Source organism: Zoogloea sp. GDB6 (assembly GCF_056724105.1).
In genome coordinates this window covers 1,369,952-1,394,211 of sequence record NZ_CM161497.1, presented here as the reverse complement: position 1 = coordinate 1,394,211, position 24,260 = coordinate 1,369,952, and the positions used below count along the sequence as shown (strand labels likewise).

At 67.9% G+C, this 24,260-nt stretch carries 22 protein-coding genes, 1 tRNA gene and 1 riboswitch; of the genes, 16 read left to right on the top strand and 7 right to left on the bottom strand.

All coding sequences use genetic code 11. The features are described 5' to 3' along the window. Positions 1 to 83: 83 nt before the first annotated feature. From AC1PQG_RS06400 to AC1PQG_RS06385, 4 genes are all read right to left on the bottom strand, one after another. Entirely contained in the window at positions 84 to 1,145 is a 1,062-nt protein-coding gene (locus AC1PQG_RS06400) for an AbrB family transcriptional regulator (RefSeq protein WP_481121783.1), read from the bottom strand. Positions 1,146 to 1,312: 167 nt separating this feature from the next. Beyond that, positions 1,313 to 2,380 carry an ABC transporter ATP-binding protein gene (locus AC1PQG_RS06395; protein WP_481121782.1) on the bottom strand — a complete coding sequence of 356 codons (1,068 nt, stop codon included), beginning with the start codon at positions 2,378 to 2,380 and terminating at the stop codon, positions 1,313 to 1,315. Beyond that, positions 2,373 to 4,043 (bottom strand): ABC transporter permease, encoded by a 1,671-nt coding sequence (locus AC1PQG_RS06390; RefSeq protein WP_481121781.1) that lies wholly within the window; start codon positions 4,041 to 4,043, stop codon positions 2,373 to 2,375. Before AC1PQG_RS06390 ends, AC1PQG_RS06395 begins: the two co-directional genes overlap by 8 nt. An 81-nt stretch (positions 4,044 to 4,124) precedes the next feature. Continuing rightward, positions 4,125 to 5,231, bottom strand: a complete 1,107-nt coding sequence (locus tag AC1PQG_RS06385; protein ID WP_481121780.1) for an ABC transporter substrate-binding protein — start codon at positions 5,229 to 5,231, stop codon at positions 4,125 to 4,127. A 169-nt stretch (positions 5,232 to 5,400) separates the two neighbouring features. Between AC1PQG_RS06385 and AC1PQG_RS06380 the strand changes: the two genes are divergently transcribed. Then, complete coding sequence (locus AC1PQG_RS06380; protein ID WP_481121779.1) at positions 5,401 to 6,078, top strand: response regulator; 678 nt, start codon at positions 5,401 to 5,403, stop codon at positions 6,076 to 6,078. Beyond that, a complete protein-coding gene (locus tag AC1PQG_RS06375; RefSeq protein ID WP_481121778.1) occupies positions 6,075 to 7,508 on the top strand; it encodes a sensor histidine kinase N-terminal domain-containing protein in 1,434 nt (477 codons plus the stop codon). Before AC1PQG_RS06380 ends, AC1PQG_RS06375 begins: the two co-directional genes overlap by 4 nt. Here AC1PQG_RS06375 and AC1PQG_RS06370 read toward each other — a convergent pair. Continuing rightward, entirely contained in the window at positions 7,491 to 8,435 is a 945-nt protein-coding gene (locus AC1PQG_RS06370) for a hypothetical protein (RefSeq protein WP_481121777.1), read from the bottom strand. The genes AC1PQG_RS06375 and AC1PQG_RS06370 overlap by 18 nt on opposite strands. 265 nt (positions 8,436 to 8,700) lie before the next feature. Continuing rightward, positions 8,701 to 8,917, top strand: a riboswitch (cobalamin riboswitch). A gap of 189 nt (positions 8,918 to 9,106) precedes the next feature. Here AC1PQG_RS06370 and AC1PQG_RS06365 point away from each other — a divergent pair. The 13 genes from AC1PQG_RS06365 to AC1PQG_RS06305 all read left to right on the top strand — a co-directional run bounded on the left by AC1PQG_RS06365 (position 9,107) and on the right by AC1PQG_RS06305 (position 21,480). Beyond that, positions 9,107 to 9,733, top strand: a complete 627-nt coding sequence (locus tag AC1PQG_RS06365) for an energy-coupling factor ABC transporter permease (protein WP_481121776.1) — start codon at positions 9,107 to 9,109, stop codon at positions 9,731 to 9,733. After that, entirely contained in the window at positions 9,733 to 10,533 is an 801-nt protein-coding gene (gene cobM, locus AC1PQG_RS06360) for a precorrin-4 C(11)-methyltransferase (RefSeq protein ID WP_481121775.1), read from the top strand. Before AC1PQG_RS06365 ends, cobM begins: the two co-directional genes overlap by 1 nt. Next, positions 10,530 to 11,444, top strand: a complete 915-nt coding sequence (locus AC1PQG_RS06355) for a sirohydrochlorin chelatase (RefSeq protein ID WP_481121774.1) — start codon at positions 10,530 to 10,532, stop codon at positions 11,442 to 11,444. Before cobM ends, AC1PQG_RS06355 begins: the two co-directional genes overlap by 4 nt. Before the next feature lie 7 nt (positions 11,445 to 11,451). Next, positions 11,452 to 12,126 carry a precorrin-8X methylmutase gene (locus AC1PQG_RS06350; protein WP_481121773.1) on the top strand — a complete coding sequence of 225 codons (675 nt, stop codon included), beginning with the start codon at positions 11,452 to 11,454 and terminating at the stop codon, positions 12,124 to 12,126. An 8-nt stretch (positions 12,127 to 12,134) separates the two neighbouring features. Next, the gene (locus AC1PQG_RS06345) at positions 12,135 to 13,286 is read left to right on the top strand and encodes a cobalt-precorrin-5B (C(1))-methyltransferase (protein ID WP_481121772.1); all 1,152 of its coding nucleotides are present in this window, start codon (positions 12,135 to 12,137) and stop codon (positions 13,284 to 13,286) included. Continuing rightward, positions 13,273 to 14,583, top strand: a complete 1,311-nt coding sequence (gene cbiE / locus AC1PQG_RS06340; RefSeq protein ID WP_481121771.1) for a precorrin-6y C5,15-methyltransferase (decarboxylating) subunit CbiE — start codon at positions 13,273 to 13,275, stop codon at positions 14,581 to 14,583. The genes AC1PQG_RS06345 and cbiE overlap by 14 nt, the downstream gene beginning before the upstream one ends. Then, positions 14,580 to 15,359 (top strand): precorrin-2 C(20)-methyltransferase, encoded by a 780-nt coding sequence (gene cobI / locus AC1PQG_RS06335; RefSeq protein WP_481121770.1) that lies wholly within the window; start codon positions 14,580 to 14,582, stop codon positions 15,357 to 15,359. Before cbiE ends, cobI begins: the two co-directional genes overlap by 4 nt. 60 nt (positions 15,360 to 15,419) lie before the next feature. Next, complete coding sequence (locus AC1PQG_RS06330) at positions 15,420 to 16,190, top strand: cobalamin biosynthesis central domain-containing protein (protein WP_481121769.1); 771 nt, start codon at positions 15,420 to 15,422, stop codon at positions 16,188 to 16,190. Continuing rightward, a complete protein-coding gene (locus AC1PQG_RS06325; protein WP_481121768.1) occupies positions 16,187 to 16,594 on the top strand; it encodes a cobalamin biosynthesis protein in 408 nt (135 codons plus the stop codon). Before AC1PQG_RS06330 ends, AC1PQG_RS06325 begins: the two co-directional genes overlap by 4 nt. Continuing rightward, positions 16,591 to 17,577 (top strand): precorrin-3B C(17)-methyltransferase, encoded by a 987-nt coding sequence (gene cobJ, locus AC1PQG_RS06320; RefSeq protein ID WP_481121767.1) that lies wholly within the window; start codon positions 16,591 to 16,593, stop codon positions 17,575 to 17,577. Before AC1PQG_RS06325 ends, cobJ begins: the two co-directional genes overlap by 4 nt. After that, a complete protein-coding gene (locus tag AC1PQG_RS06315; protein ID WP_481121766.1) occupies positions 17,574 to 17,915 on the top strand; it encodes a (2Fe-2S) ferredoxin domain-containing protein in 342 nt (113 codons plus the stop codon). Before cobJ ends, AC1PQG_RS06315 begins: the two co-directional genes overlap by 4 nt. A gap of 13 nt (positions 17,916 to 17,928) precedes the next feature. Next, a complete protein-coding gene (locus AC1PQG_RS06310; RefSeq protein WP_481121765.1) occupies positions 17,929 to 19,473 on the top strand; it encodes a PepSY domain-containing protein in 1,545 nt (514 codons plus the stop codon). Between the two features lie 435 nt (positions 19,474 to 19,908). Continuing rightward, the gene (locus AC1PQG_RS06305; RefSeq protein ID WP_481121764.1) at positions 19,909 to 21,480 is read left to right on the top strand and encodes a diguanylate cyclase domain-containing protein; all 1,572 of its coding nucleotides are present in this window, start codon (positions 19,909 to 19,911) and stop codon (positions 21,478 to 21,480) included. Positions 21,481 to 21,501: 21 nt separating this feature from the next. On the opposite strand, the gene AC1PQG_RS06300 is transcribed toward AC1PQG_RS06305, so the two are convergent. Together AC1PQG_RS06300 and AC1PQG_RS06295 are read right to left on the bottom strand one after the other, a co-directional pair. Then, complete coding sequence (locus AC1PQG_RS06300; RefSeq protein ID WP_481121763.1) at positions 21,502 to 23,085, bottom strand: methyl-accepting chemotaxis protein; 1,584 nt, start codon at positions 23,083 to 23,085, stop codon at positions 21,502 to 21,504. Positions 23,086 to 23,300: 215 nt separating this feature from the next. Then, a tRNA-Ser gene (locus tag AC1PQG_RS06295) sits at positions 23,301 to 23,388 on the bottom strand. Positions 23,389 to 23,543: 155 nt separating this feature from the next. Here AC1PQG_RS06295 and AC1PQG_RS06290 point away from each other — a divergent pair. Further along, positions 23,544 to 24,230 (top strand): Bax inhibitor-1/YccA family protein, encoded by a 687-nt coding sequence (locus tag AC1PQG_RS06290; RefSeq protein ID WP_481121762.1) that lies wholly within the window; start codon positions 23,544 to 23,546, stop codon positions 24,228 to 24,230. Positions 24,231 to 24,260: the final 30 nt, after the last annotated feature.

Sequence of the window (24,260 nt, the reverse complement as noted above, 5' to 3'; positions counted from 1 at the left end):
CCGCCCCGGCCAGTGGCCGTTACGGGCAGGACGGATTTCAGCCAAATCAGCTTTCGATCCGCTTTCGATGAAGGTCAGGGGTGCTATCGGGGAAGCGCGGCGAAGCGCAGGAAGAAACCGCACACCTTCGGCGCGCAGACGGTGATCAGCACCACGCGCAGCACGTGGGTCGCGGTAATGAGCGGGACACCCAGGTGCAGCACCTTCGCGGTGACGCACATCTCGGCCATGCCGCCGGGCGAGGCGGCGAGCAGCAACGACGGCAGGGACACCGCGCCGCAGGCCGCCAACGCGAGCACGAAGAGGCCCGACAGCAGCAGCGCCAGCAGCGTGCTCGCCGCCGACACCGCCAGGAAACGCGGCGCCGCGCGGAAGAACTCCGGAGAGAAGCGCCCGCCCAGGGCCACGCCGAGCAGCAGTTGGCCGCCGCCCACCAGCCAGCCCGGCAGCGCCGACAGCGGCACCTGCGCGGCGGTCAGCGCGGCGATGCAGGCCAGCGGCCCAAGCACCCAGGCATTGGCGATACGCAGGCCGCGGAACACCCCGACGCCCAGCAGCGAGGCCGCCACCAGCAAGGGGAAGCGCCCCCAGTCCACCGCCAGCAGCGCCGGCACGTAGCTGTCCCGCCCCTGTCCACCCCAGTGGTAAAGGATGAAGGGCACCACCGACACCACCATCATCACTCGCAGCGCGTGGGCAGCCGCCACCCGGTCGGGTGCGCCACCCTGGCGCTCGGCCAGCACCACCATCTCGGACGCGCCGCCCGGCAGCCCAGCGAAAAAGGCCGTCGCCGGGCTGACGCCAGCCCAGCGCTGGATCAGCCACGCGCTGACCATCCCGATCCCCACCGCGCTGCCGGCCATCAGGCCGATCAGCAACAGGTTATCGGCGAGATGGGAGAGCACGAACGGCGTGAAGTACAGCCCCAGCGCCGTGCCGATGGCCCACTGGCCGGCCTGGCGTCCGCCGGGCGGCCCCTCGATCATCCAGCCGGCAATGCGCGCCAGCGCCACGCTGAACAAGGGGCCGATCATCCACGGCAACGGCACATGCAGCGCCTGTGCCAGCGCGCCGGCACAGGCGGCCAGCCCAAGGGCCGGCAGGACCCGGCCCCAGCGCAAAGGGAAACGAAAGTCGGGAGACATGCTGGGCAATCCGCGCAAGGGAGCGGGACGGCGGCGACGCGCCCTGCCCGCTCCATGAAAAAAAGAAACCCCGCCACCTCCCGCTGGGGAAGCATGACGGGGTGGAAAGCCCGGCGCCACGGGACCACTGGCGCCGGTAACAGGGACGGTTCAGCGCATCGGCGGCGTCAGAAGACCCACACGGCGTCCGGCGGAAACTCCAGCCAGCGGCGCCCGCTGGCTTCCTGCCGGCTGCCCCAGGCGCGCAGCAGCGCGCTGCCGGCGTGGAAGACGTACTCGAAACGGTCGCCGAGGAACATGGAGGTGGCCAGGTCGATGCCGACCCGGTGCTCGGCCGGCCCTTCGGCCAGGCGCACCTGCTCGACGCGCACCACCACCGACACCTCCTGGCCGACCGCCGCGTCGTTGCGGCGCTGGCCCCACAGGCGCAGCCCTTCGCCGACCTCGACGCAGGCCTCGCCGCCGCGGATCTCGGCGACACGCCCCTTGAGGATGTTGTTGCTGCCCATGAAGTCGGCGACGAACAAGGTCTTCGGCTGGCTGTACATCTCCTGCGGCGTGCCCTGCTGTTCGATGACCCCGCCGTTGAGGAGCAGGATGCGGTCGGACATGGCCATCGCCTCGGACTGGTCGTGGGTCACCACCAGCGCCGACAGCTGCATTTCGACGATCAGGTTGCGCAGCCAGGCGCGTGCTTCCTCGCGCATCTTGGCGTCCAGGTTGGACAAGGGTTCGTCGAGCAGGATGACCGGCGGGTTGTAGACCAGCGCCCGGGCGATCGACACGCGCTGCTGCTGGCCGCCGGACAGCTGGTGCGGGTAGCGCTCGGCCAGGTGCGCGAGGCCCAGGTTCTTCAGCGCCGCCTGCACCCGCTCGGCGATCTCCGCCGTGCCGACCTTGCGCAGCTTGAGCGGGTAGGCCACGTTGTCGAAGACCGTCTTGTGCGGCCACAGGGCGTAGGACTGGAAGACCAGCCCGAGGTCGCGCTTCTCGGCCGGCACGTCGATGCCCGCCGCGCCGTCGTAGATGGTCCGCCCGGCGATCCGCACGCTGCCGGCGTGGGGCTGCTCGAGCCCCGCCACCGCCCGCAGCAGGGTCGTCTTGCCGCTGCCCGAGGGGCCCAGCAGGGACACCACTTCGCCGCGTCGCAGCTGCATCGAGACGCCCTTCAGGATCGGGTTGCTGCCGTAGGACAGGGCGAGGTCGTCGACGGTCAGGATGGTCTTGTCAGTCATGAAGTTTCACTCCGAAACGCAGCGCCAGCGCCAGGCCGCAGCCCACCAGCAGCATGTTGATCAGGGACAGGGCTGCGACCACGTCGACCGCGCCGGAAGCCCACAGGGACACGATTTGCGCACCGATCACCTCGGTGCCGGGCGACAGCAGATAAACGCCGGTGGAATACTCCCGCTCGAAGATCATGAAGATCAGCAGCCAGGAGCCGAGCAGGCCGTTGCGGATCAGCGGTACCGTGATGTCGCGGGACACCCGCGCCCGGGACGCGCCCACCAGCCGGCCGGCTTCTTCCAGCTCGGGGGCGACCTGCATCAGCGCGCTCTGGATCAGGCGCATGCCATAGGCCAGCCACACCACTGCGTAGGCGAACCACACGCTGAACAGCGTCGAGCGCAGCGGCGCCAGGAAGGGCACGAAGAGGAACACCCAGAACACCGCCAGGCCGGCCATCAGGCCCGGAATGGCCCGCGGCGTGAGCACCACGTAATCGACAAAACGCGACAGGCCGTCCGGCTTGCGGTGCGTGGCCAGGCCGATCAGCAGGTAGCCGACCACCGCCACCGCGCCGCCAAGGGTGCCGATGAGCACCGAGTTGAGGATGGAGCGGATCATCGTGTCCTCCTCGAACACCGCCCGGAAGTGGTCCAGGGTCAGCACTTCGAGCAGGTTGATACCGGCACCCCAGCTGCTCACCACCGAGCGCAGCGCCACGCCGGCCACCGGCACGACGATGGTCAGGAGCAGCCAGACGCAGATCAGCGCCAGCGCCAGCCACTTCCAGCCGCCCAGGGCCAGGCGCCGCTGGCGCGCCGACTTGCCCTTCACCGCGACGAAGCGCTGGGCCGACTTGAGCAGCACCCGCTGCAGCAGCACCAGCGGGAAGGTCACCGCGATGATGCAGGTCGCCACCGCCGCCATCAGGTGGTAGGACGGCGTGCCGAGCTTGTTGGTGAGCTTGTAGAGGTAGGTGGTCAGCACCAGATGGCCCTCCGGATCGCCGAGGATCAGCGGCAGGCCGAAGATCTCGAAGCCGAGGAAGAAGACCAGCACGCCCACGTAGAGCAGCGCCGGCGAGACCATCGGAATGGATACGTCGCGGGCCACGCGGAACGGGCTGGCGCCGCTCAGGCGCGCCGCCTCCTCCACGTCCGACCCCAAGTTGCGCAGCGCCGACGAGGAGTACAGATACACGTGGGGCACGTGGGTCAGGCCGGCGATCAGCACGATGGAGGTCATCGAGTAGATGTTCCACGGCACGCTGCCGAAGAGCTGCTCGAACCACACCGAGAAGAAGCCCACCGGCCCCAGCGACACCACGTAGCCGAAGCCGAGCACCACCGGCGAGACGAAGATCGGGATGAGGATCGGCGTCTCCAGCCAGCGCCGGCCGGGCAGGTCGGTACGCACCATGATGAAGGCCAGGATGGCCCCGAGCGGGATGGCGATGACGCTCATGCCGACGGCGATGATCAGGGTGTTCTTGGTCGCCGACCAGAAGTCCGGATCGTCGAAGATGAAGGCGAAGGCCTCCAGGCTGAGGCGGGCCGCCGGCATGAAGAACGGCCCCGACAGCACGCTCTGGTAGAACACCAGGCCGAGGGGGAAGAAGACGGACAGGGCGAGCGCAGCCACCACTGCCCGCCTGGGCAATGTCTGAAACATGGGAGTCACCGATGGGTTGGCGTGGATCGGGATGCCGGCCCCGGCATCAGGCCGGGCCGGCGGCGGAACCGGGAGGCCCGCTTACTTCGCCTTGACAGCGCCGTTCCACTGCTTGATGAAGTCGAGGCGCTTGGCCTGATCGAGGTAGGTCAGCAGGCCGGTACCGATGGGCACCGGGCGCAGCGCGTCGCCGAGCTGCTTCTTGAGGCCGCTGGCGGTGGTCTCGCCTTCGACGTCGCCGCGGATCGCGTAGAGATCGGCCTTGTTGGCGATGATCTCCTGGCCCTTCTTCGACAGCACGAAGTCCACCCACAGCTTGGCCGCGTTGGGATGGCGCGCGCCCTTGGCGATGAACATCACCCGCGACAGCACCAGCGTGTAGTCCTTGGGCAGCACGATACCCAGCGACGGGTCCTTGCGCGCACGGGTCAGCGCGTAGGCCGCGTTGAGGTTGTAGCCGATCAGGTTCTCGCCGGAGGCGATGCGCTCCATCATCGTGCCGGTGGCGCCCTGCACGCGTACCGCCACGCCGCCGAAGGCCTTCAGCAGATCGTTGAAGCCGGCGCCGTTCACCTGCTTGTCCTGGGTCACCAGCATGAAGCCGACGCCGGACTTCTCCGGGTCGTAGGTGGTGACCTTGCCCTTGTACTTGTCGGCCTGGGCGCTCAGCAGGCGCACGAAGTCGGCGTGGCTCTGGGGCACATCGGCGGCCGGCACCAGGCGCTTGTTGTAGACGAAGCCAACCGGCTCGTAGGTGGTGCCGAAGGCCTCGTTCTTCCAATTGGCCCAGTCGGGCAGCTTGGCCGTCTCGGCGGACTTGTGGGGCTGGGCGTAGCCGTCATTGACCAGCTTGACCTGCAGGTCCATCGCCGACGACCAGGTCACGTCCGCCGAGGCGCCGGCGGCGCTCTCCGAGATGAAGCGGTTGTACAGCTCGGTGGTGCTCATGTTGCTGTACTCCACCTGGACGGCGGGGTACTGGGCGCGGAACTCGCGGATCAGGTGATTGGCCTGCTCGTTGTCGGTCACCCCGTAGATCACCAGCTTGCCTTCCTTGGCGGCGGCAGCGGCCAGTTCGGACGGGGTCTGGGCCAGCACCGGAGTTGCACCGAAGGCGGCGGCCACACAGGCGGCCACCAGCAGCTTGCCGAAACGGCGGCGGGAAGCGGGCAGGAAGGTATTCATCATCTTGTCTCCTCTATCTTTTCTGTGATCCGTCGGCCGGTTCCGCCGGGGCTTTGCGCCCTCTGGCGGACCGTCTGGGATGGATCATTCGCCGATCGCCTTTCGATTCGCTTTCAGTCTTTTCCGGCGCTAACCTTGGCCCATCTCCCCTTTTTACAAGAAAGCCGCCCCCATGCGCATCCTCCTCGTGGAAGATCACCCGGAACTCGGCGAGTGGCTGGCGAAATCCCTGCGCCAGGCCGGCTACGCGGTCGACGTGGCCGACCGGGGCGACCACGCCGAGCACTTCCTGCTGTCCCAGGAGTACGACGGCGTGATCCTCGACCTGACCCTCCCCGGCAAGGACGGGCTCGACGTGCTGCGCGGGCTGCGCGCCCGCGGCTCGCGCATGCCGGTGCTGATCCTGACCGCCCGCGGCGCGGTGGACGACAAGGTCAAGGGCCTCAACCTGGGCGCCGACGACTACATGGCCAAGCCCTTCGAACTCAACGAACTGGAGGCGCGCCTGAAGGCCCTGCTGCGCCGCTCGGCCGGTTTCAATCCAGTGGTGCGCATCGGCCGGCTCGATTTCGACACCGTCAGCCGCCTGGCCAGCGTCGAGGGCCGCCCGCTGGCCCTCACGCCGCGCGAGCTGGCGGTGCTCGAAGCCCTGCTGCTGCGGGCCGGCCGCCCGCTGGCGCGGGAGGCCCTGTTCGAGAAGGTCTTCAGCCTCGACCAGGAAGCCCGCGCCGAAGCCATCGAGATCTACGTCCACCGCCTGCGCAAGAAGCTCGACGGCTCCGGCGCCTGCGTCACCACCGTACGCGGGCTGGGCTACATGCTCGGCCCGGAAAAGACCGACACCCCATGAGGACGCTCAGCCTCAAGCGCCGCCAGACCTTCTGGCTGGTCGGCGTGCTCTCCCTGCTGCTGATCGTGGACGCCTGGTTCAGCTACGGCGACGCCCAGCAGGCCGCCAACCAGGCCTACGACCGCTCCCTGTCGGCCTCCGTGCGCGGCATCGCCGAGCGCGTCTATGCTACCGAGAGCGAGGTGGTGGTGGATGTGCCCTACTCAGCGCTGGAGCTCTTCGAATCGGGCAGCGCCGACCGCATCTACTACAGCGTGCAGATTCTCGGCGGCGACATCATCACCGGCTACGATGGCCTGCCGCCGCCCCCCGCCGGCGACCACAACAAGGCCATCTTTTACGACGGCAGCTACCGGGGCGAATCGGTGCGCATCGGGGCCCTCGTCAAGCCGCTGTACCGGCCCGAGTTTCCCAAGCCGGTGATGATCGTCGTCGCGGAAACCACCAATGCCCGCCAGGAAGTGGTGGCCCACCTGTTCTACCGGGAATTCGCCCGCAAGGCGCTGGTCATCGCGGTGGCGCTGACCGTCGTGCTGCTTGCCACGATCTTCGCGGTGAAGCCCATCGACCGGCTCGGCCAGACCATCCGCGCCCGCCACGAGGACGACCTGACGCCCCTCGACGGCCGTGACGTGCCGGCGGAGGTCCTGCCGCTGGTCGGCGCCATCAACCACCACCTGGACCGCATCGGGCGGATGCTGGAAGCGCGCCGTCGCTTCATCACCGACGCCGCCCACCAGCTGCGCACGCCACTGGCGGTGCTCAACACCCAAGCCGAATACGCCCTGCGCCAGGACGACGCCGGCGAGATGCGCCATGCGGTGGAAGCCCTGCACCACAGCCTCGGCCAGGCCACCCGGCTGGCCAACCAGTTGCTGTCCCTGTCCCGCGCGGAGCCGATCAACGGCCTGATGCTGAAGCAGGAGGACGTGGATCTCGCCGCGGTGGCGCGGGACGTGGTGATCGATCTCCTGGTGCTCGCCGCGAAGCACGACATCGACCTGGGCATCGAAGGCGGCAACAGCCCGGTGATCGTCCGCGGCCAGCCGCTGCTGCTCCGCGAGATGATCTCCAACCTGGTGGACAATGCCTTGCGCTACACGCCGGCTGGCGGCGTCGTGACCGTGCAGGTAGATGTGCAGGCGGACGGAGGCGACGCGCCGCCGATGGCCCGCCTGCGCGTGGTGGACGACGGCCCGGGCATTCCGCCCGACAGTCGGAGCGCAGTGTTCCTGCGCTTCTACCGCCTGCCCGGCAGCGACCACACGGGCAGCGGGCTGGGGCTGTCGATCGTGAAGGAGATCGTGCTCGGCCACCACGGCGACATCGAGCTGGACGACGCCCGACCGGGTACCGCCGAACGGCCAGGGCTGGCCGTCACCGTGCGCCTTCCCCTCGCCGCCGCAGCGGACTCAGCGCACGACGAATGAACGGAAGCTGTTTTCCTTGCCGAGGACGAGCCGGCCGAACTCGTCCAGCAGTTCGGGGCCGACGGCTTCCGCCGGCACGCGACAGGAGGCGAAGCCGAAGCGCTCCAGATTGCGTGACTCGATGACCACCTGGCGGTTCTCGAAGTCGGCCCGCCACACCACCTGCACGCTGATCTCATCGTTCACCGTGAAGGTGCCGAGCTCCAGCTCGCGCTGGCGATTGCGCCGCTCGACGCATTCGAAACGCAGCCCGAGATCGAACAGCATCTGGCGCAGGCGTTCGACCGCATGGCCGGCGCGCTCGATGATGCGCACACCGCCGCCCTTCAGCGTGTAGCCGAAGGTCACCCGCTCAATGCGGCCGCCATCGCTCTCGGCCTGAGTACGGAAATCGGCAAAACCCTCCAGCCAGGCCAGGTTGCGAAACACGTCGCCGGCATCCAGGAAGATGTAATTGCGCGCCACCTGGGGCTTGAGATAGTTGAGCTGGGTGCTCAGGTCGTGGAAATACTCGAAAGCCGCCCGCAAGCGCCGGTCCAGGCTGGTCTTGGCTGCGTCGACCCGCTCGAATGCATCTTCGGCAGCCCGCTGGCGGGTCTCCACCTCACCGCGCAGCTGGTCCAGCAGACCGCCGCTCCGCACCGTCGGCAGCGGTTCCTCGTTTTTTTGCACGTCCGCCGCCTGGCCACCCAGACGCACCGGCGGAAAATCGTTGCCCGGGACCTCGTGATAAGTCTCCTTCGAACGGGGCAAGCCGGTATAGCGGGAGTCGATCTCCTGCACGCGTTTGCGCGCCGCCTCCAGGTCAAAGGAATTGATATCGGCGAGCAGGGCCTCGGCCTCCGCATCCAGTGTGTCTGCATTCGTGTCCTCGCGTCGGCTCCGGTCCTCGTCCGGACAGGCGTCCGGAAGAGAAGACGAGGCCATGCCGCGGCCGGGCGGGAAAAAGGGATCGGGTTGCACGGCAGTCAAGACACCACGTGATATTGATCCGCTGGAAGGACCGGGGTTATTACAGATGCAAGTATTCCGCTGCCTGCGGGCCGGGTCAATCCCGGAATGGTGCGGGATTACCCTCCAATCCCTGTGAAAAATTCCCAGTCCCAGAAAATCTGTCCCCGAAACGGGCAGAACCCAGCATGGATCCCTGCCTGCCGCCAGGGAAACTTGCGCGCGTAAAGAACATGCAGTTAGACTCCGCGCCGTTACGGGTGCCGACCCTGCGTCTGCAGGGAAGGTGAAACGGGAAGTCCGGTGACGTCGGGAGCATGCTCTCCCCGACCATTCCGGCGCAGCCCCCGCTGCTGTAAGCCTGACGAATCTGCTCTACGCCACTGGGTTTTTCCCGGGAAGGTTGGCAGACGAGAGTGAAGGCGAGCCAGAAGACCGGCCTGTGACGATTTGGTGTGGTACAGGCCCCGGGGTGTGGGCAGATCCGACCGATGGGCTTGCCCAGACCCGTTGCCGTCCCGTTCCTCCTGCCTTTTTCCGGAGCCGTCGCCGCCACAGGTCCGCACCCGCCTGGTCCGTATGCATTTGTTCTGCGCATCCCCGTTGCCCTGCCGCACTTCGTTCAATCGACACGAAGGGAAGCAAACATGCACATCGAACCGGGGTACGTCGCCAGTGCCAAGATCGTCGCCGCCAACGCCGCCGCAGTGGCGCTGCTCGGCAGCCAGTCCGTCCACCTCCTCAAGCAGCCGCAGCTGATCGTCCGCACGCTGATCGCCGGCGTCCTGTTCACGCTGTTCATGCAGGCCTTCCACCTGAAGGTCGGCCCGTCCGAACTGCACTTCCTCGGCGCCATGCCGATCTACCTGTCTCTCGGCTTCGTACCGGCCCTGTTCGGCTTCGCCATCGGCCTGCTCGCCCAAGGGCTGATTTTCGAACCGACCGACCTGGTGCACCTGGGCGTCAACACCCTGTCCCTCGCCGTGCCGCTGATGCTGGTGCATGCCACCTTCGGCCAGCGCCTCGCCAAGCTGGATGTACGCAGCATCCTCAAGCTCGACGCCGCCTACTACAGCGGCGTGACCCTGATGGTCGGCTTCTGGCTCGCCATCGGTGAGGTCGCCACGCCCTTCTCCGCCTGGCTCGCCTTTGCTTCGTCCTACGCCGCCATCGTGATGGTCGAGCCGATCTTCACGCTGCTCGCCCTGCAGGCCATCGGCCGCCGCCAAGACAATGCGGCCGTGCGCTTCTGCTTCGCTCCGCAGGCTGCCTGATGGCCGGCAAGGTCTGGTTCGTGGGCGCCGGTCCGGGCGACCCGGAGTTGCTCACCGTGAAGGGTCGCCGCCTGCTGGAAGAAGCCGGCGCGATCCTCTTCGCCGGTTCGCTGGTGGATCAGGCGGCGACGCTGTTCGCGCCGCCCGGCTGCGAGATCCGCGACTCCAAGGACATGACGCTGGAAGAGATGAGCGCCTGGCTCCTCGACCAGACCACCCGCCACGCCACCGTGGTGCGCCTGCAGACCGGCGACCCCGGCCTGTACGGCGCGCTGGTGGAGATGACCCGCCCGCTCACCGCCGCCGGCATCGAATGGGCGGTGGTGCCGGGCGTCTCGTCGGCCTTCGCCTCGGCGGCGGCGGCCGGCGAGACCCTGACGCTGCCGGAAGTCACGCAGACGGTGATCCTGACCCGCGTCGCCGGGCGCACGCCGATGCCGGCGGGCGAGGAGCTGGAAGCCCTGGCCGCCCACAAGACGACCCTGTGCATCTTCCTGTCCATCACCCTGCTGCACGAGGTGCAGCGCGCGCTGCGCGCCGCCGGCTGGGCCGAGGACGCGCCGATCGTGGTGGTGCAGAAGGCCAGCTGGCCGGGCGAGGAGAAGATCGTCCGCGGCACCCTCGCCGACATCAAGAAGCGCTGCCAGGCCGAAAAGATCGCCAGCCAGGCAATGATCATCGCCAGCCCCACGCTGGGCGCCGCCGACTGGCCGACCCTGGCCCGCTCCAAGCTCTACGACCCGGCCTTCGGCCACCGCTTCCGCAAAGCTTCGGCCGCCTCTGAAGAGACTTCCGCATGAACGACACCACCCTGCTCCTCGTCGGCCACGGCTCCCGCAACCGGGACGGCAACAAGGAAATCCTGCACTTCGCCGCCCAGTGGCGCGAACGCCACCCGGCCTGGCGCATCGAGGTGTGCTTCATCGAGCACGCCGATGTGCTGCTCGCCGAAGGCCTCGACCGTGCCGCCCGTGACAGCCGCCGCGTGGTCGTGCTGCCCTTCATCCTCAACGCCGCCGGCCACGTGAAGATGGAGCTGCCGGCCGCCATCGAGGACGCCCGCGCCCGCCACCCCGGCGTGGACTTCGGCTGCACCCGCCACCTGGGCATGGGCCGTGAAATCCTCGCCGTGCTGCAGGCCCAGCTCGACCGCCTGATGAAATCCCTGGCGATGCCCGACCCCCAGACCACTGGCGTGGTCCTGCTCGGCCGCGGCTCGTCGGACGCCGGCGCCAACGGCGAACTGGCCCGCATGGCGCGCTGGCTCTTCGAGGACAACGACCACGAGCTGGTGGACCTGGCCTTCACCGGCGTCACCTGGCCACGCCTGGAAACCATCGTCCAACGCCAGGTGCGCCTGGGCATGACGCAGATCTGCGTGGTTCCGGTGTACCTGTTCACCGGCGTGCTGATCGAGCGCATCCAGGCCCAGCTGGAGCGCCTGCGCCAACAGTACCCGCAGGTCGCCTTCGCGCTGGGCACCCATTTCGGCTTCGACAAGGGCATCTTCGACCTGCTCGACGCCCGCGTGGCCGGCGCCGAATTGCCGGAGGGCGGCCTACTCGAATGCGACGGCTGCAAGTACCGTCAGGCCGCCGAGGCCGAGCACCTGCACGACCACAGCCACACTCACACTGGCCATGCCGGTTGCGGCCACAACCATGACCACGAGCATGGCCACGACCACCCCCATGAACATGCCCACGCCTGAGCCCGCCATGAGCGCCAACACCGTCACCGAACAGCTCACCGCCGCCGGCCGCGCCATCGAGCACGACTCCTTCGCGATCATCGACCGGGAGGCCGGCCCCCACGCCTACAGCGCCGAGCAATGGCCGCTGGTGCGGCGGATGATCCACGCCAACGCCGACTTCGAGTTCAACGGCCTCACCGCCTTCCACCCGCAGGCCATGCAGGCCGGGCTGGAACGCATCCTGGCCGGTAACACACCGGTCGTCGCCGACGTGGAGATGATCTGCGTCGGCCTGTCGAAGCCGCGCCTGGCCCACTTCGGCATGACGACCCACCAGTTCATCTCCGACCCGGACGTGATCGCCGCCGCCCAGGCCGAGGACACCACGCGCGCCGTACAGGCCATGCGCAAGGCCCACCGGCATGGCCTCCTCGACGGCGCCATCGTCGGCATCGGCAATGCGCCCACCGCGCTGATCGAAGTCGTCCGGCTGATCCGCGAGGAAGGCGTCCGCCCGGCCCTGGTCGTCGGCATGCCGGTCGGCTTCGTGTCGGCGGCCGAATCCAAGGACCTGCTGATGGAGCCCGGTGACGTGCCGTGGGTCGCCATCCGCGGCCGCAAGGGCGGCTCGACGCTGGTCGTCGCCGCCATCCACGCCATCCTGGGCCTGGCCGAAGAGCGCCAGCGCCAGGCCTCCTGAGGCCACCGATGGCAGCTGGTCACGCCCTCCCCGAGAAGGTCCGCAAGGGCGATCCGAAACGGGATCGCGGCAACCGCACGGGCTTCTCCACCGGCGCCAACTCCGCCGCTGCCGCCGCCGCTGCGACCCTCGGGCTGGTCCAGGGGCGCGTGCCGGAGGCGATCGAATGCGTGCTGCCCAACACCCAGCGGGTGCGCTTTTCCATCACCGACGGGTGGACTGACGGCCTGCACGCCCGCGCGGTCAGCATCAAGGACGCCGGCGATGACCCGGACGCCACCAACGGCGCCCACCTCACCGCCGAGGTCGAGCGCCTGCCCGGCGCCGCCGGCCAGATCGTGCTGCGCGGCGGGCCCGGCGTCGGCACCGTCACCAAGCCCGGCCTCGGCCTCGACGTGGGCGGCCCGGCGATCAACCCGGTGCCGCGCCGCAACATCACCGACAACGTGCGTGCCGCCGGGGCTCCCATCCTCGAAGCCGGCGACGGCATCGCGGTGACCATCTCGGTGCCCGGCGGCGAGGAAATGGCCAAGAAGACCCTCAACGCCCGCCTCGGCATCCTGGGCGGCATCTCCATCCTCGGCACCACCGGCATCGTGCGCCCTTACTCCACCGCAGCCTTCCGGGCCAGCGTGGTACAGGCGGTGGATGTGGCCGCCAACCAGGGCCAGACCAGCGTGGTATTCACCACCGGCGGGCGCACCGAGAAATGCGCGATGCGCTGCTTTCCCGAACTGGACGAAGCCTGCTTCGTGCAGATGGGCGACTTCGTCAAGGCCGCCTTCCAGACCGCCGTCAAGCAGGGCATGCAGCACATCATCGTCGGCGCGATGGTCGGCAAGCTCACCAAGATCGCCCAGGGCCTGTCCGTCACCCACGCCTGGCGCGAGGAGGTGGACCGGGAGCTGATCGCCTCGGCCGCCGCCGAAGTCGGCGCCCCGCCCGACCTGGTGGAGGAGATCCGCGCCGCCGAAACGGCCCGCTTTGCCGCCGAGCGGCTGGCCGAGCTGGACCTCACCGTCGCCTTCCACCGGGCCCTCGCCGAGCGCGCTATCCGCAGCCTGCGCGAACGCTACCCCGGCCCCCATCGCCTCACCGTGCTCGCCTGCAATTTCGAAGGCGTGCCCATCGTCACCGTCGAAGAACATGAACTCGCCTGAAATGTGCCGCATCGTCGGCATCCTCGATGACGGCTGGTTCGGCCTGGGCGACCCGGCCCGCACCACCCTCATCGAATCCGATCTCCTCATCGGCGCCCGCCGCACGCTGGACCTCGTGGCCCCCTACCTCCCTCCCAGGGTGGAACTGCGAGAGATGGACGGCCAGCTCGGCCGTGTCCCGGAATGGGTCCGTGCGGCGCGCGGCGCCGGCCACACCAGCGCCGTGCTGGCCACCGGCGATCCCCTGTGCCACGGCATCGCCAGCTTCCTGGCCGGCAAGCTCGGCACAGATGCCATTACCGTGCACCCCGCGGTGTCCACGCTGCAACTGGCCTTCGCCCGCTTCAAGAAATGCTGGCAGGCCGCCGCCATCGCCTCGGTGCACAGCCGCGACGCCGGTGAATGGCAGGTCGGCGCGACGCCCGAACACGGCCTCTACCCCCTCATCCGCGCCGCTGCCCGGCATACGCTGATCGGCGCCTTCACCAGCCCGGACAACACCCCGGCGCGCATCGCCCGGGCTCTGATCACCGCCGGCCACAAGGACGACTTCCGCCTGTCAGTCGCCGCCCGCCTGTGCCTACCGGACGAAACCCTGTTCGCCGACCTGCCGCTGGGCGACGCCGCCGGCATGAACTTCCCCGATCCGAACATCATCGTGCTGGAGCGCATCACGCCACCCGACAGCCGCGCCACCTTCGGCTTCGACGATGCCGACTTCGTGCAGCGCGCCCCCGAGAGAGGCCTCATCACCAAGCAGGAAGCCCGCGCCCTGTCCCTCGCCAAGCTGGGCCTGCGCCCCGACAGCCGGGTGTGGGACATCGGCGCCGGCTCCGGCTCGGTGGGCCTCGAAGCCGCCCGCCTGGCTTACGACGGCCACGTGTGGGCCATCGAGAAGAACCCCGGCGACGCCGACAACGCCCGCGAGAACGCCCGCCGCCTGAAGGCCAGCAACTACACGCTGATGGAAGGCAAGGCACCGGCCGGACTGGACCAATGGCCGGACCCGGACGCTGTCTTCATCGGCGGCTCCGGCGGCGAACTGGCCGAACTGATCCGCCTGGTCCTTGCCCGCCTGCGCCCGCAGGGACGCCTGGTGATGAACTTCGTGACGCTGGAGAACCTCGCCGCCGCCACCGCTGCACTCACCGAAGCCGGCGCTACGTGGGATGTCGTCCAGCTGCAGGCCGCCCGCAGCCAGCCCATCCTCGACATGCATCGCCTCGCCGCGCAAAACCCGGTGTGGATCGTCTCGGCCACCCCGGCCGCGCCCCAACAGCAAGGAACCCCGCAATGACCGCTCCCCGCCTCGGACGCCTGATCGGCGCCTCCCTCGGCCCCGGCGATCCCGAACTCATCACCCGCCGCGCCTGGGCCGCGCTGCAGTCCGGCGCACGCTGGCTGTACCCGGTGAAGAAGGCCGAGGAATCCTCCTACGCCCTCGGCATCGTCGAGCGCGGCGGCCTGGCCGTGCCGGAAGATGCCGAAGCGCTGGTCTTCCCGATGACCCGCGATCCGGTCGCCCTCGCCAAGGCCTGGTCCCGCGCGGCGAGCCGCACCGTCGAGCTGCTGCGCGAGGGGCGCGACCTGGTGTTCCTCGTCGAAGGCGACGCCTCCACCTTCGCCACCTTCGGCCACCTGGCCCGCGTAGTGCGCGAGCTGGCGCCGGAGGTCGAGGTCGAAACCATCCCCGGCGTCAGCTCCTTCGCCGCCGCCGCAGCCGGCACCGGCCTGTCCCTCGCCGAAGAGGACGAGACCTTCGCGGTGATCCCCGCCGCCTACGGCGTGCCCGTGGTCGAGCGCCTGCTCGACGAGTTCGACACGCTGGTGCTGCTGAAGGTCAAGCCGCTGCTCGACGAGATCCTCGACCTGCTGAGCCGCCGCGGCCTGCTCGCCACCAGCTGCTTCATCGAGAAGGTCGGCTCGCCGGACGAACGCATCGTCCGCGACGTGGCCAGCCTGGCCGGGCAGAAGGTCAATTACCTGTCCCTGATGCTGGTGCAGAACCCCAAGCGGGTCCGTGGCGAACTGCGCCGCGGCTGCCGCAAGCACGCGGCCGCCGCCCCTGCCTGAGCGGACGGCGTAGCCAACAAAAATCAACCAGAAGAACGCCTCCCCAACGGAACCCCGAGCATGTCCCAGCACCTGCCCTTCCCCACCAGCCGCATCGCGGTCGTCTCCATCACCCGCCACGGCATCGTGCTGGCCGGCCGCGTGGTCGCCGCGCTGCCCGGCGCGCGCCTGTTCGCCCCCGAGAAGTTCGCCGCCGAGGCCGAGGCCGCCGCACCGGGCGTCGCCGCCTGCTACGCCGGCAAGACCGGCGAGCAGATCCCCATCCTGTTCTCCAACTTCGACGGCATCGTCGCCATCGTGTCCCTCGGCGCGATGGTGCGGCTGGTCGCGCCCTACCTGGTCAAGAAGGAATCCGACCCCGGCGTGGTGGTCATCGACGAGGCCGGGCGCTTCGTGATCCCGATGCTGTCCGGCCACCTGGGCGGTGCCAACGCGCTGGCCGGCACCATCGCCAGCGCCCTCGACGCCACGCCGGTGCTCACCACCGCATCCGACGCACGCCAGACCCTGGCCGTGGATCTGCTCGGCCGCGAACTCGGCTGGACCTTCGAAGCCAGCCACGACGAGGTCGTGCGGGCCAGCGCCGCGGTGGTGAACGACGAACTGGTAGCGGTCGTGCAGGAAGCCGGCAGCCCCGACTGGTGGCGCAAGCACGCCAACGGCCGCAACGGCCCGCTACCCGGCAATCTGGTGCCTTTCGCGCGCCTGGAGGACGTGGAGCCGGAACGCTTCGGCGCCGTGCTGTGGATCAGCCACCGGGACGAGCCAGCCGAGCTGGCCCCGCGCCTGGCCGGCAAGCGCGTCATCTACCGCCCGCCGGTCACCCAATGAACCCGCGCCAGCCCGTCGCCCTCGGCATCGGCTGCGACCGCGGCACGCCGGCGGCCAGCCTGGCCTGGGTCGTCGTCGAGGCACTGGCCCTGTGCGGCGCCAGCCTGCAGGACGTGGTCGCCGTCGCCAGCATCGACCTGAAGGCCGACGAACCGGGCCTGCAGGAGTTCGCCCACTGGCAGGGCTGGCAGATCACCTTCTATCCGGCCGCCGCGCTGGCCGGCATCGAAGTCCCCAACCCGTCGGAAACCGTCCGCAAATACACCGGCACGCCGTCCGTCTCGGAGGCCGCCGCACTGCTCGCAGCTGGTACCGACATGCGCCAGCTGCTCGTCGAAAAACACAAATACCGCGGCCCCGACGGCCGTAACGCCACCGTCTCCATCGCGAGGATTCCCCAATGAACGACATCGCCTCCGCCGCCCCTCGCGGCAAGATCATGCTGGTCGGCCTCGGCCCAGGCAGCCACGAGCACCTCACCGCCCGCGCCCGGGCTGCCATCGCCGAAGCCGACACGGTGATCGGCTACGTCACCTACATCCGCCTGGTGGCCGAGCTGCTGGAAGGCAAGGAAGTCATCAAGAAGTCGATGACCGAGGAGCTCGACCGGGCCATCGAATCCCTCGACCGCGCCCGCCAGGGCAAGAAGGTGGCACTGATCTCGTCCGGCGATGCCGGCGTGTATGGCATGGCCGGGCCGACCTTCGAGGTGCTGTTCCAGGCCGGGTGGACGCCGGATTCGGATATCGAGGTCGAGATCATCCCCGGCGCGTCGGCCCTCAACACTTGCGCGGCGCTGGTCGGCGCACCGCTGACCCACGACTTCTGCGCGATCTCCCTGTCCGACCTGCTGACCCCGTGGCCGACCATCGCCCGCCGCCTGGAGGCGGTGGCCGCCTCCGACTTCGTCGTGGCGCTCTACAATCCCAAGAGCGGACGCCGCACCCGCCAGATCGTCGAAGCCCGCCGCCTGTTCCTGCGCCACCGCCGGCCGGACACGCCGGTGGCCATCGTCAAATCGGCCTACCGCCCCAAGCAACGTATCGAATTCACCACCCTCGAGAACATGACCGACTGCGACATCGGCATGCTGTCCACCGTACTGATCGGCAACTCCAACACTTTCGTCAAGCATGGCCTGATGGTCACGCCACGGGGCTACGCCAACAAGTACGACGTGGACAGCGGCACCACCCGCGACGGAGAGAAGGCCGGCCGCTCCCTGTCCACCGGCCTCGACGGCTGGCTGGCCACGCTCCACGCCAGCGGCCGCAGCGCCGCCGAGCTGGCGCAGGAATACCGCCTGCCCGAGGACTACATCGCCGAGCTGCTGGCCGAGCCCTTCGAGGACGACAGCGCCGCCCCCGCCGAGGAGGCCGAGGCGTGAGCGAGCCCATCAAGCCGAAGATCGGCGGCTACCGCCGCCACCTGCTGGTGTGCACCGGCCCACGGTGCACTGCCGACGGCCAGTCGCAGGCGCTGTTCGACAGCCTCGGCGCCAAGTTCAAGGCAGCCGGACTGGACGGCGGCGAGCTGCGCGTCAAGCGCACCCGCGCGGCCTGCTTCGCCGCCTGCAAGGGCGGCCCGATCCTGTGCGTGCAGCCCGACGGCACCTGGTACTACGGCGTCACCGACGCGGTGATGGACCGCATCGTCGACGAGCACCTGGTCGGCGGCCAGCCGGTCGCCGAGCACGTCTTCCACCAGGCCGGCGAGCCGGACTGAACGCCACGTACCGATGCCCGCACGCCTCTCCCGCCTTCTGCATCTTTTCCATCGCTGGCTCGGCATCGGTGCCGGCCTGCTGGTGCTGGGCTGGTTCGTCTCCGGCCTGGTGATGCTGTATTCGCCGTTTCCGCACCTGACGGTGGAAGAGCGGGTGCAGCACCTGGAAACCCTGCACGGCGAAGCGCTGCGGATCAGCCCCGCCGAAGCGGCGGCACAATGTCCCGGCACGCCCCACAGCGCCCGCGTAGCGATGCTCGCCGGGCGTCCGGTCTATCACTTCAGCGGCGGCAAGACGGCCTGCAGCGTGTGGGCCGACGACGGCCGCTGGGTCGGCCCGGTGTCCGCGGAGATGGCCGTTGAGGCAGCCCGACGCTTCCTGCCTAGCGTGGCGCTGGCGCAGCCGGAACGCATCGAGCGCGACCAGTGGAGCGTCTACAGCAGCTACAACGCCCACCGCCCGCTGTACCGCATCGCTGCTGACGATGCCGCCGGCACGGTGCTCTACGTATCGTCAAAGAGCGGCGAGGTACTGGCCGACACCAATCGCCGCGAGCGCCTGCTCGGCTGGCTGGGCAGCGTGCCCCACTGGATCTACTTCACCCCGCTGCGCGGCGACGACCTGGGCGCCTGGCGTGTGCTGGTGCTGTGGCTGCCGCCCATCGCACTGCTGACCGCTGTTGCCGGACTGGCGCTGGGCATCCAGCGTGTGCGGGTGAGGCGACGCTACCCGCGCGGACAGATCACGCCTTACCACGGCTGGAAACGCTGGCACCATCTGGCCGGGCTGGCCGTCGGCGGCTTCGCCGTCACCTGGCTGCTGTCCGGCTGGCTGTCCAACCATCCCTTCGGCCTGCTGGAGATGAGCAGCCCACCGCCCGGCAGCGCCCAGCGCCTGGCCGGCGGCCCCTTCCACCCGTCTTCCAACATCGACCTGCTGCGCCGCCAACTGGCCCAGGTGCCCGATGCCCGCGAAGCCGAGTGGTATCGCTTCGGCGGCCGGGACTACCTGGAAGTCCGTACCCCGGCCGGCCCCCGCCGGTTCGACGGCCAGGGCTACACCGCCGCCCCCATCGACGTGGCCACCCTCGCTGCCGCCATCGAAGCCATCGAACAGATGCCGGTCGCCCGCGCCGAGCTGATCGACCACGAAGACCTCTACCACTACGGCCGCAACAGCCCTGCAGTGCTGCCGGCAGTACGCATCCGCCTGGCCGACGCCCAGGACACCACCTGGTATCTGGACCCGGCCACCGGCCGCATCCTGCAACGCATCGACGATGCCAACCGCTGGCACCGCTGGGTCTTCAACGCCCTGCACCGCCTCGACTTCCCGCCCCTCGCCAGCCTGCCCGGGCTGCGGGAGGGGCTGATCACCCTGCTCTGCCTGCTCGGCGCCAGCCTGGCCGGCAGCGGTTGTGTTATCGGCTGGCGCCGGCTGTTCCGCCGGAGCCGCCCCTCTGCCTTGTCGCCTCGAAAGAGCCTCCATGAAAAGGCGTTTCGCCCGCCCCTGCGGGGGACGCAGCATCTGATCGGCAGCGCAGTGGACCGGCGGTAGTCGGGCACGCACGGCGTCTGCGTCGGCCCACCCATCGGCTTCCGAACCGACACAGTTCATAGGGGGCACCGCGAACCAACTTCTGGGGCGGCATAACATCTTTCACGGCATACCGAATCAAGTTCGCAAACGCCAGATAAGACTTCGGCCCACTCCGAATCGTCTTACGCATAGGCCGAACTTGAATCCGTGATTTCCGGATTTGATACTGCCGGGCGAACATTCGATGAGCACGCGGCAATATTGAATGTTCACCCCGATATGCCGATAAAGCAGGCAGACACAAGCATGGCGCCGTCGCGACATCGTCATCGCGCCCTGTTCGTGACGCAACAGACTTGAACGCTGCAAGGCGATGGAGGATCCTTGATCCGTCGCCTGCCAATGGACGGCACATAACAACAACAGCACCAAATGAGCTTTCGAGGAGCCGCGATGGGCACTGCCCTGGAGACGCTTCTCCACTACTTCGGACGCCTCGTCCTGCCCTGTCTGGTCGCATTCGGCGCAGCCGGCCTGGCCCACGGCGAGGACGCACAGCAGGTCTTCCGCGTTGGCATCACCTCCTTCCGTGACAAGTCGGTCACGCAGCGGGAATGGGGGCCGACGATGGATTACCTGGCGGAGAAGATTCCCGGCAGCCGCTTCGTCGTCGTACCGATGGGCCTGCAGGAATTCGAAGCCGCCCTCGGCGGCAACGAGATCGACTTCGTCATCACCAACCCTGAGCACTACATCGTGCTGGAGGCGCGCTATGGCGTGTCCCGCGTCGCTACGCTGGTGAAACGCGAGAATGGCCACCTGGTCAACCAGTTCGGCGGCGTGGTGTTTGCGCGCAGCGACCGCCACGACATCCACGGCCTGGAGAACCTGAAGGGAAAACGGATCGCCTCGGTGGACCGCACGTCCTTCGCCGCCTACCTGCTGCAGTACGATCTGATGAAAGCGCACGATGTCGACATCGACCGCGACTGCCAAGTGGATTTCCTCGGTTTTCCGCAGGACTTGAGCGTCACCGCAGTACTGGAAGGACGCGCCGACGTCGGTTTCGTCCGCACCGGCGTGCTGGAGGCGATGGCCCGCGAAGGGCGGATCGACTTGGCACAGATCCAGATCCTGCATGCCATGCCGAGAGACAGCTTCCCCTTCCTGATCTCGACCGGGCTTTACCCTGAATGGCCTTTTGCTGCCGTGCCGCGGGTACCGATCGACATCCGCAACCAGGTTGCCGCAGCGCTGCTGATGATGCCGCCGGACACGCCGATGGCGCAGAGCGCACGCTACTACCGCTGGTCCACGCCGGTTGAGTATCTCAGCGTACAGAGCCTGATGCGGCGGCATCACATCTACCCCTTCGACAAGGTCGAGGCGATCACGCCGGCGCAGATCTTCCGGCGCTACGCGCCCCACATCCTGCTGGTCGCACTGGCCGTCGTGCTGCTGATGGCCACGCTGTACCTGCGCGCACGCCGTCTGAACCGTGCGTTGATCCAATCCCGCCAGCAGCTCAACCACCAGGCCCATTACGACGCCCTGACCGGCCTGCCCAACCGCAACCTGCTCGACTACGATCTCGAAAGGGCCCTTAGCCAGGCACGGCGCACCGGGCAGGAGTTCGCGCTATGCCTGATGGATCTGGACGGGTTCAAGCCGATCAATGACCGCTGGGGCCACAAGGTCGGCGACGAGGTACTGCGGGAAGTCGCCCAGCGTCTGCAAGGCAGCCTGCGCACCGGCGACCGGGTCGCCCGCTGGGGTGGGGATGAATTCGTGCTACTGCTCAACGGGGTCGCCACCCAGCAGCAGCTGACCGAGATCATCGAACGCATCCTGCACGTGGTGGCCATGCCGCTCGACAGCTGCAGCGGTGCCCACGTCTGCGCCAGCATCGGCGTCAGCCTGTACCCGCGAACGGGCACGGACGCCGACGGCCTGCTGAAAGCCGCCGACGAGGCCATGTACAAGGCCAAGGGCGCCGGCGGCAACCGTTGGGCCGCCCAGACATAGGCATGAGCGCCCCAGCGGCGCTCAGACGCTGAACTGCTCGACCGAGGCCTTGAGCTGCCGGGCCAGGCTGGCCAGATCCCCGGCGGCCGCCGACACGTCGCGCACGATACCGGAGGTTTCCTCGGACATCTCCACCGTGCGCTGGACGTTGCCCGCAATCAGGTTGCTCGTCGCACTCTGCTCCTGCAACGCGGTCGAGATTTCCGCCACCGACGCCAGCACCTGCTCGATGCTGCCCTGGATCTGTCCCATCGCCGTATCGGCCTGCCCGGCCATCTGGACGCCTTCCTCGACACTGGCGAGACCACCGTTCATGCCTTCGACGGCGGCCTGGGTGTCGCTCCAGATGCGCTCGATCATCCCGGCGATTTCCTGAGTGGACAGCGCCGTCCGCTCGGACAGCTTGCGCACCTCGTCGGCCACCACCGCAAAGCCGCGCCCGTGTTCCCCGGCACGGGCGGCCTCGATGGCGGCATTCAGCGCGAGCAGATTGGTCTGGTCGGCAATCTCCTTGATGACGCTGACGATGCGCGAGATCTGGTTGGAGCTTTCGCCGAGGGACATCACGCGCTCCGACGAACGCGTCACCGACCCGGAGATTTTCTGCATCTCGCCGACCATCTCCTGCACGGCCCGGGTCCCGCTACGGGCCAGGGCGCCCGTCTCCGACGCATGGAGGTCCACCTCCGACGCATTGTCGGCAATGTTGCCGATGCAGGCGGTGAGTTGCTCGACCGATGCCGCCGAAGCGGCCGAGGCGTCGTTCTGGCGTTCCGTCGCCTGCAGCATCGCGCTCGACGAGGCGGACAGCCGCTGGGCCGAGGTGGCGAGTTCGGCAGCACTGCGGACGATGCGCCCGACGATCTCCCGCAGCCCAGCCTGCATCTGCCGGGTTGCGAAGAGGAGGCTGGAATCATCCCCCGGCCGTGTGACGATCTCTTCCGACAGCTTGCCCTGGGCGATGTGCCGCACAACGTCGATGACGTAGCGCGGTTCGCCACCCAGTTGCCGGAGCAGGCGGCTGACGATCAGCCCGATGAGCAGGAACAGCACGAGTTGCAACAGCGCCTGGCCGATCCACAGGCCGCGGTTGAGGGCCCGCAGGGCCGCCATGTCGCTTTCGATATCGATGGTCACGCTGGCGCCGCCCAGCACGAAGCCCTCTTCCACGCCATGGCACTTGAGGCATTCGATACTGCGGAAATTCTTCATCGCCACATAGGGAACGACGACGCGCAGCTGACTGCCCCCAGACGACGGGTGGAAAAGACGGATTTCCTCCTTGCCGGATTGCAGGATCCGCTGGTCCAGTTCGTCCACCGGCAACTCCTGCGGTAGCGCCGGCGGAAACTCCTCGTCCAGTTGCTTGGCACGGAAGACACGCAGCTCGCGGATGAATTCGGACTTGCCGATCTTTTCGACGTAAAGCGTGCGACTCTTCTGATCGCTGATGACCTCGCTGTCGCCAGCCTTGGTAATCATCAGCGTGTTGAGGCCGTTGATGGCACCATCGGCGACCATCCGCGCCCGGTCGGCGGCGGCGGCCAGGGTCTGCCGCTCGAGATGCTGCGTGAGCCACAACTGCATCAGGACGAAAACCAGCACCAGCGCCCCCTGGATCAGAAGCTGCAGCCTGGCCCGGAGCCCGAGTCGCGGCCACCACGATGAAAGCCAATCCAAAATGTCTCCCTGCAGGGCATTGCCCATATTGTCGATAAGGGAATTAGATCATATGGCATCCATCACAGCCATTTGCAGGCATTCATCCACAGGACGGACAAAGTAAAGACGCCCCAAAAGGGGCGTCTTTACTGGGTATCTGGCGGAAGCGGTGAGATTCGAACTCACGATGGGTTTCCCCACGCCGGTTTTCAAGACCGGTGCATTCAACCACTCTGCCACGCTTCCAATGCATTGCCTTGCGCATATGCAGGGCGCGCATTCTAACATGTACGCCCGTTTCGCCAAGCCGCATGAAATCGGGCTGCGGTTGAAACTTCCTGGAGCCTTCGCTACTCTCAGTCCGTGCAGGCCATCCTGCTAATGTCATTCGGAGGTTTTACATGCAACTCGACACTTACGGTCAGCAAACGCAGGTTTTGTCGCAAGGCGCCAACCGCGTGCTGCGCAACACCTATCTGCTGCTCGCACTTTCCATGGTGCCGACCGTTGCCGGTGCGCTGATCGGCGTACAAATGCAGTTCTCGTTCCTGGCGGGCAGCCCGCTGATGAGCTTCCTGCTCTTCATGGGCGTCTCCTTCGCATTCTTCTACGGGATCGAGAAAAACAAGAACAGCGGCGTCGGCGTGGCCCTTCTGCTGGCCTTCACCTTCTTCATGGGTCTGATGCTGTCGCGCATCCTGCAGGTGGCGCTCGGCTTCTCCAACGGTGGCTCGATGATCGCGCTGGCCGGTGGTGGCACCGCGGCCATCTTCGCGACGATGGCGGGCATCGCCAGCGTCTCCAAGCGCGATTTCAGCAGCATGGGCAAGTTCCTGACCGTCGGCCTGGTGGTCGTGCTGATCGCCATGGTGGCCAACATCTTCCTGCAGATGCCGGTGCTGCACCTGGTCATCTCGGCGGTCGTGGTGCTGCTGTTCTCGGCTTACATCCTGTACGACATCAGCGCCATCGTGCAGGGCGGCGAGACCAACTACGTGACGGCCACGCTGGCGGTGTACCTGGACATCTACAACGTGTTCGTCAGCCTTCTGAACCTGATCATGTCCTTCACCGGCGAACGCGACTAATCGTTGCAAGCATCGCAAGAATCAGCAAAA

What these genes read in the sequence shown, in the direction of transcription:
- AC1PQG_RS06375 (WP_481121778.1), top strand. Translation starts at nt 6,075, where the DNA reads ATGAGGACGCTCAGCCTCAAGCGCCGCCAGACCTTCTGGCTGGTCGGC.
- AC1PQG_RS06290 (WP_481121762.1), top strand. Translation starts at nt 23,544, where the DNA reads ATGCAACTCGACACTTACGGTCAGCAAACGCAGGTTTTGTCGCAAGGC.
- cobM (WP_481121775.1), top strand. Translation starts at nt 9,733, where the DNA reads ATGGCCGGCAAGGTCTGGTTCGTGGGCGCCGGTCCGGGCGACCCGGAG.
- AC1PQG_RS06325 (WP_481121768.1), top strand. Translation starts at nt 16,187, where the DNA reads ATGAACCCGCGCCAGCCCGTCGCCCTCGGCATCGGCTGCGACCGCGGC.
- AC1PQG_RS06365 (WP_481121776.1), top strand. Translation starts at nt 9,107, where the DNA reads ATGCACATCGAACCGGGGTACGTCGCCAGTGCCAAGATCGTCGCCGCC.
- AC1PQG_RS06385 (WP_481121780.1), bottom strand. Translation starts at nt 5,231, where the DNA reads ATGATGAATACCTTCCTGCCCGCTTCCCGCCGCCGTTTCGGCAAGCTG.
- AC1PQG_RS06310 (WP_481121765.1), top strand. Translation starts at nt 17,929, where the DNA reads ATGCCCGCACGCCTCTCCCGCCTTCTGCATCTTTTCCATCGCTGGCTC.
- AC1PQG_RS06355 (WP_481121774.1), top strand. Translation starts at nt 10,530, where the DNA reads ATGAACGACACCACCCTGCTCCTCGTCGGCCACGGCTCCCGCAACCGG.
- AC1PQG_RS06380 (WP_481121779.1), top strand. Translation starts at nt 5,401, where the DNA reads ATGCGCATCCTCCTCGTGGAAGATCACCCGGAACTCGGCGAGTGGCTG.
- AC1PQG_RS06370 (WP_481121777.1), bottom strand. Translation starts at nt 8,435, where the DNA reads ATGGCCTCGTCTTCTCTTCCGGACGCCTGTCCGGACGAGGACCGGAGC.
- AC1PQG_RS06330 (WP_481121769.1), top strand. Translation starts at nt 15,420, where the DNA reads ATGTCCCAGCACCTGCCCTTCCCCACCAGCCGCATCGCGGTCGTCTCC.
- AC1PQG_RS06390 (WP_481121781.1), bottom strand. Translation starts at nt 4,043, where the DNA reads ATGTTTCAGACATTGCCCAGGCGGGCAGTGGTGGCTGCGCTCGCCCTG.
- AC1PQG_RS06400 (WP_481121783.1), bottom strand. Translation starts at nt 1,145, where the DNA reads ATGTCTCCCGACTTTCGTTTCCCTTTGCGCTGGGGCCGGGTCCTGCCG.
- cobI (WP_481121770.1), top strand. Translation starts at nt 14,580, where the DNA reads ATGACCGCTCCCCGCCTCGGACGCCTGATCGGCGCCTCCCTCGGCCCC.
- cobJ (WP_481121767.1), top strand. Translation starts at nt 16,591, where the DNA reads ATGAACGACATCGCCTCCGCCGCCCCTCGCGGCAAGATCATGCTGGTC.
- AC1PQG_RS06305 (WP_481121764.1), top strand. Translation starts at nt 19,909, where the DNA reads ATGGGCACTGCCCTGGAGACGCTTCTCCACTACTTCGGACGCCTCGTC.
- AC1PQG_RS06395 (WP_481121782.1), bottom strand. Translation starts at nt 2,380, where the DNA reads ATGACTGACAAGACCATCCTGACCGTCGACGACCTCGCCCTGTCCTAC.
- cbiE (WP_481121771.1), top strand. Translation starts at nt 13,273, where the DNA reads ATGAACTCGCCTGAAATGTGCCGCATCGTCGGCATCCTCGATGACGGC.
- AC1PQG_RS06350 (WP_481121773.1), top strand. Translation starts at nt 11,452, where the DNA reads ATGAGCGCCAACACCGTCACCGAACAGCTCACCGCCGCCGGCCGCGCC.
- AC1PQG_RS06345 (WP_481121772.1), top strand. Translation starts at nt 12,135, where the DNA reads ATGGCAGCTGGTCACGCCCTCCCCGAGAAGGTCCGCAAGGGCGATCCG.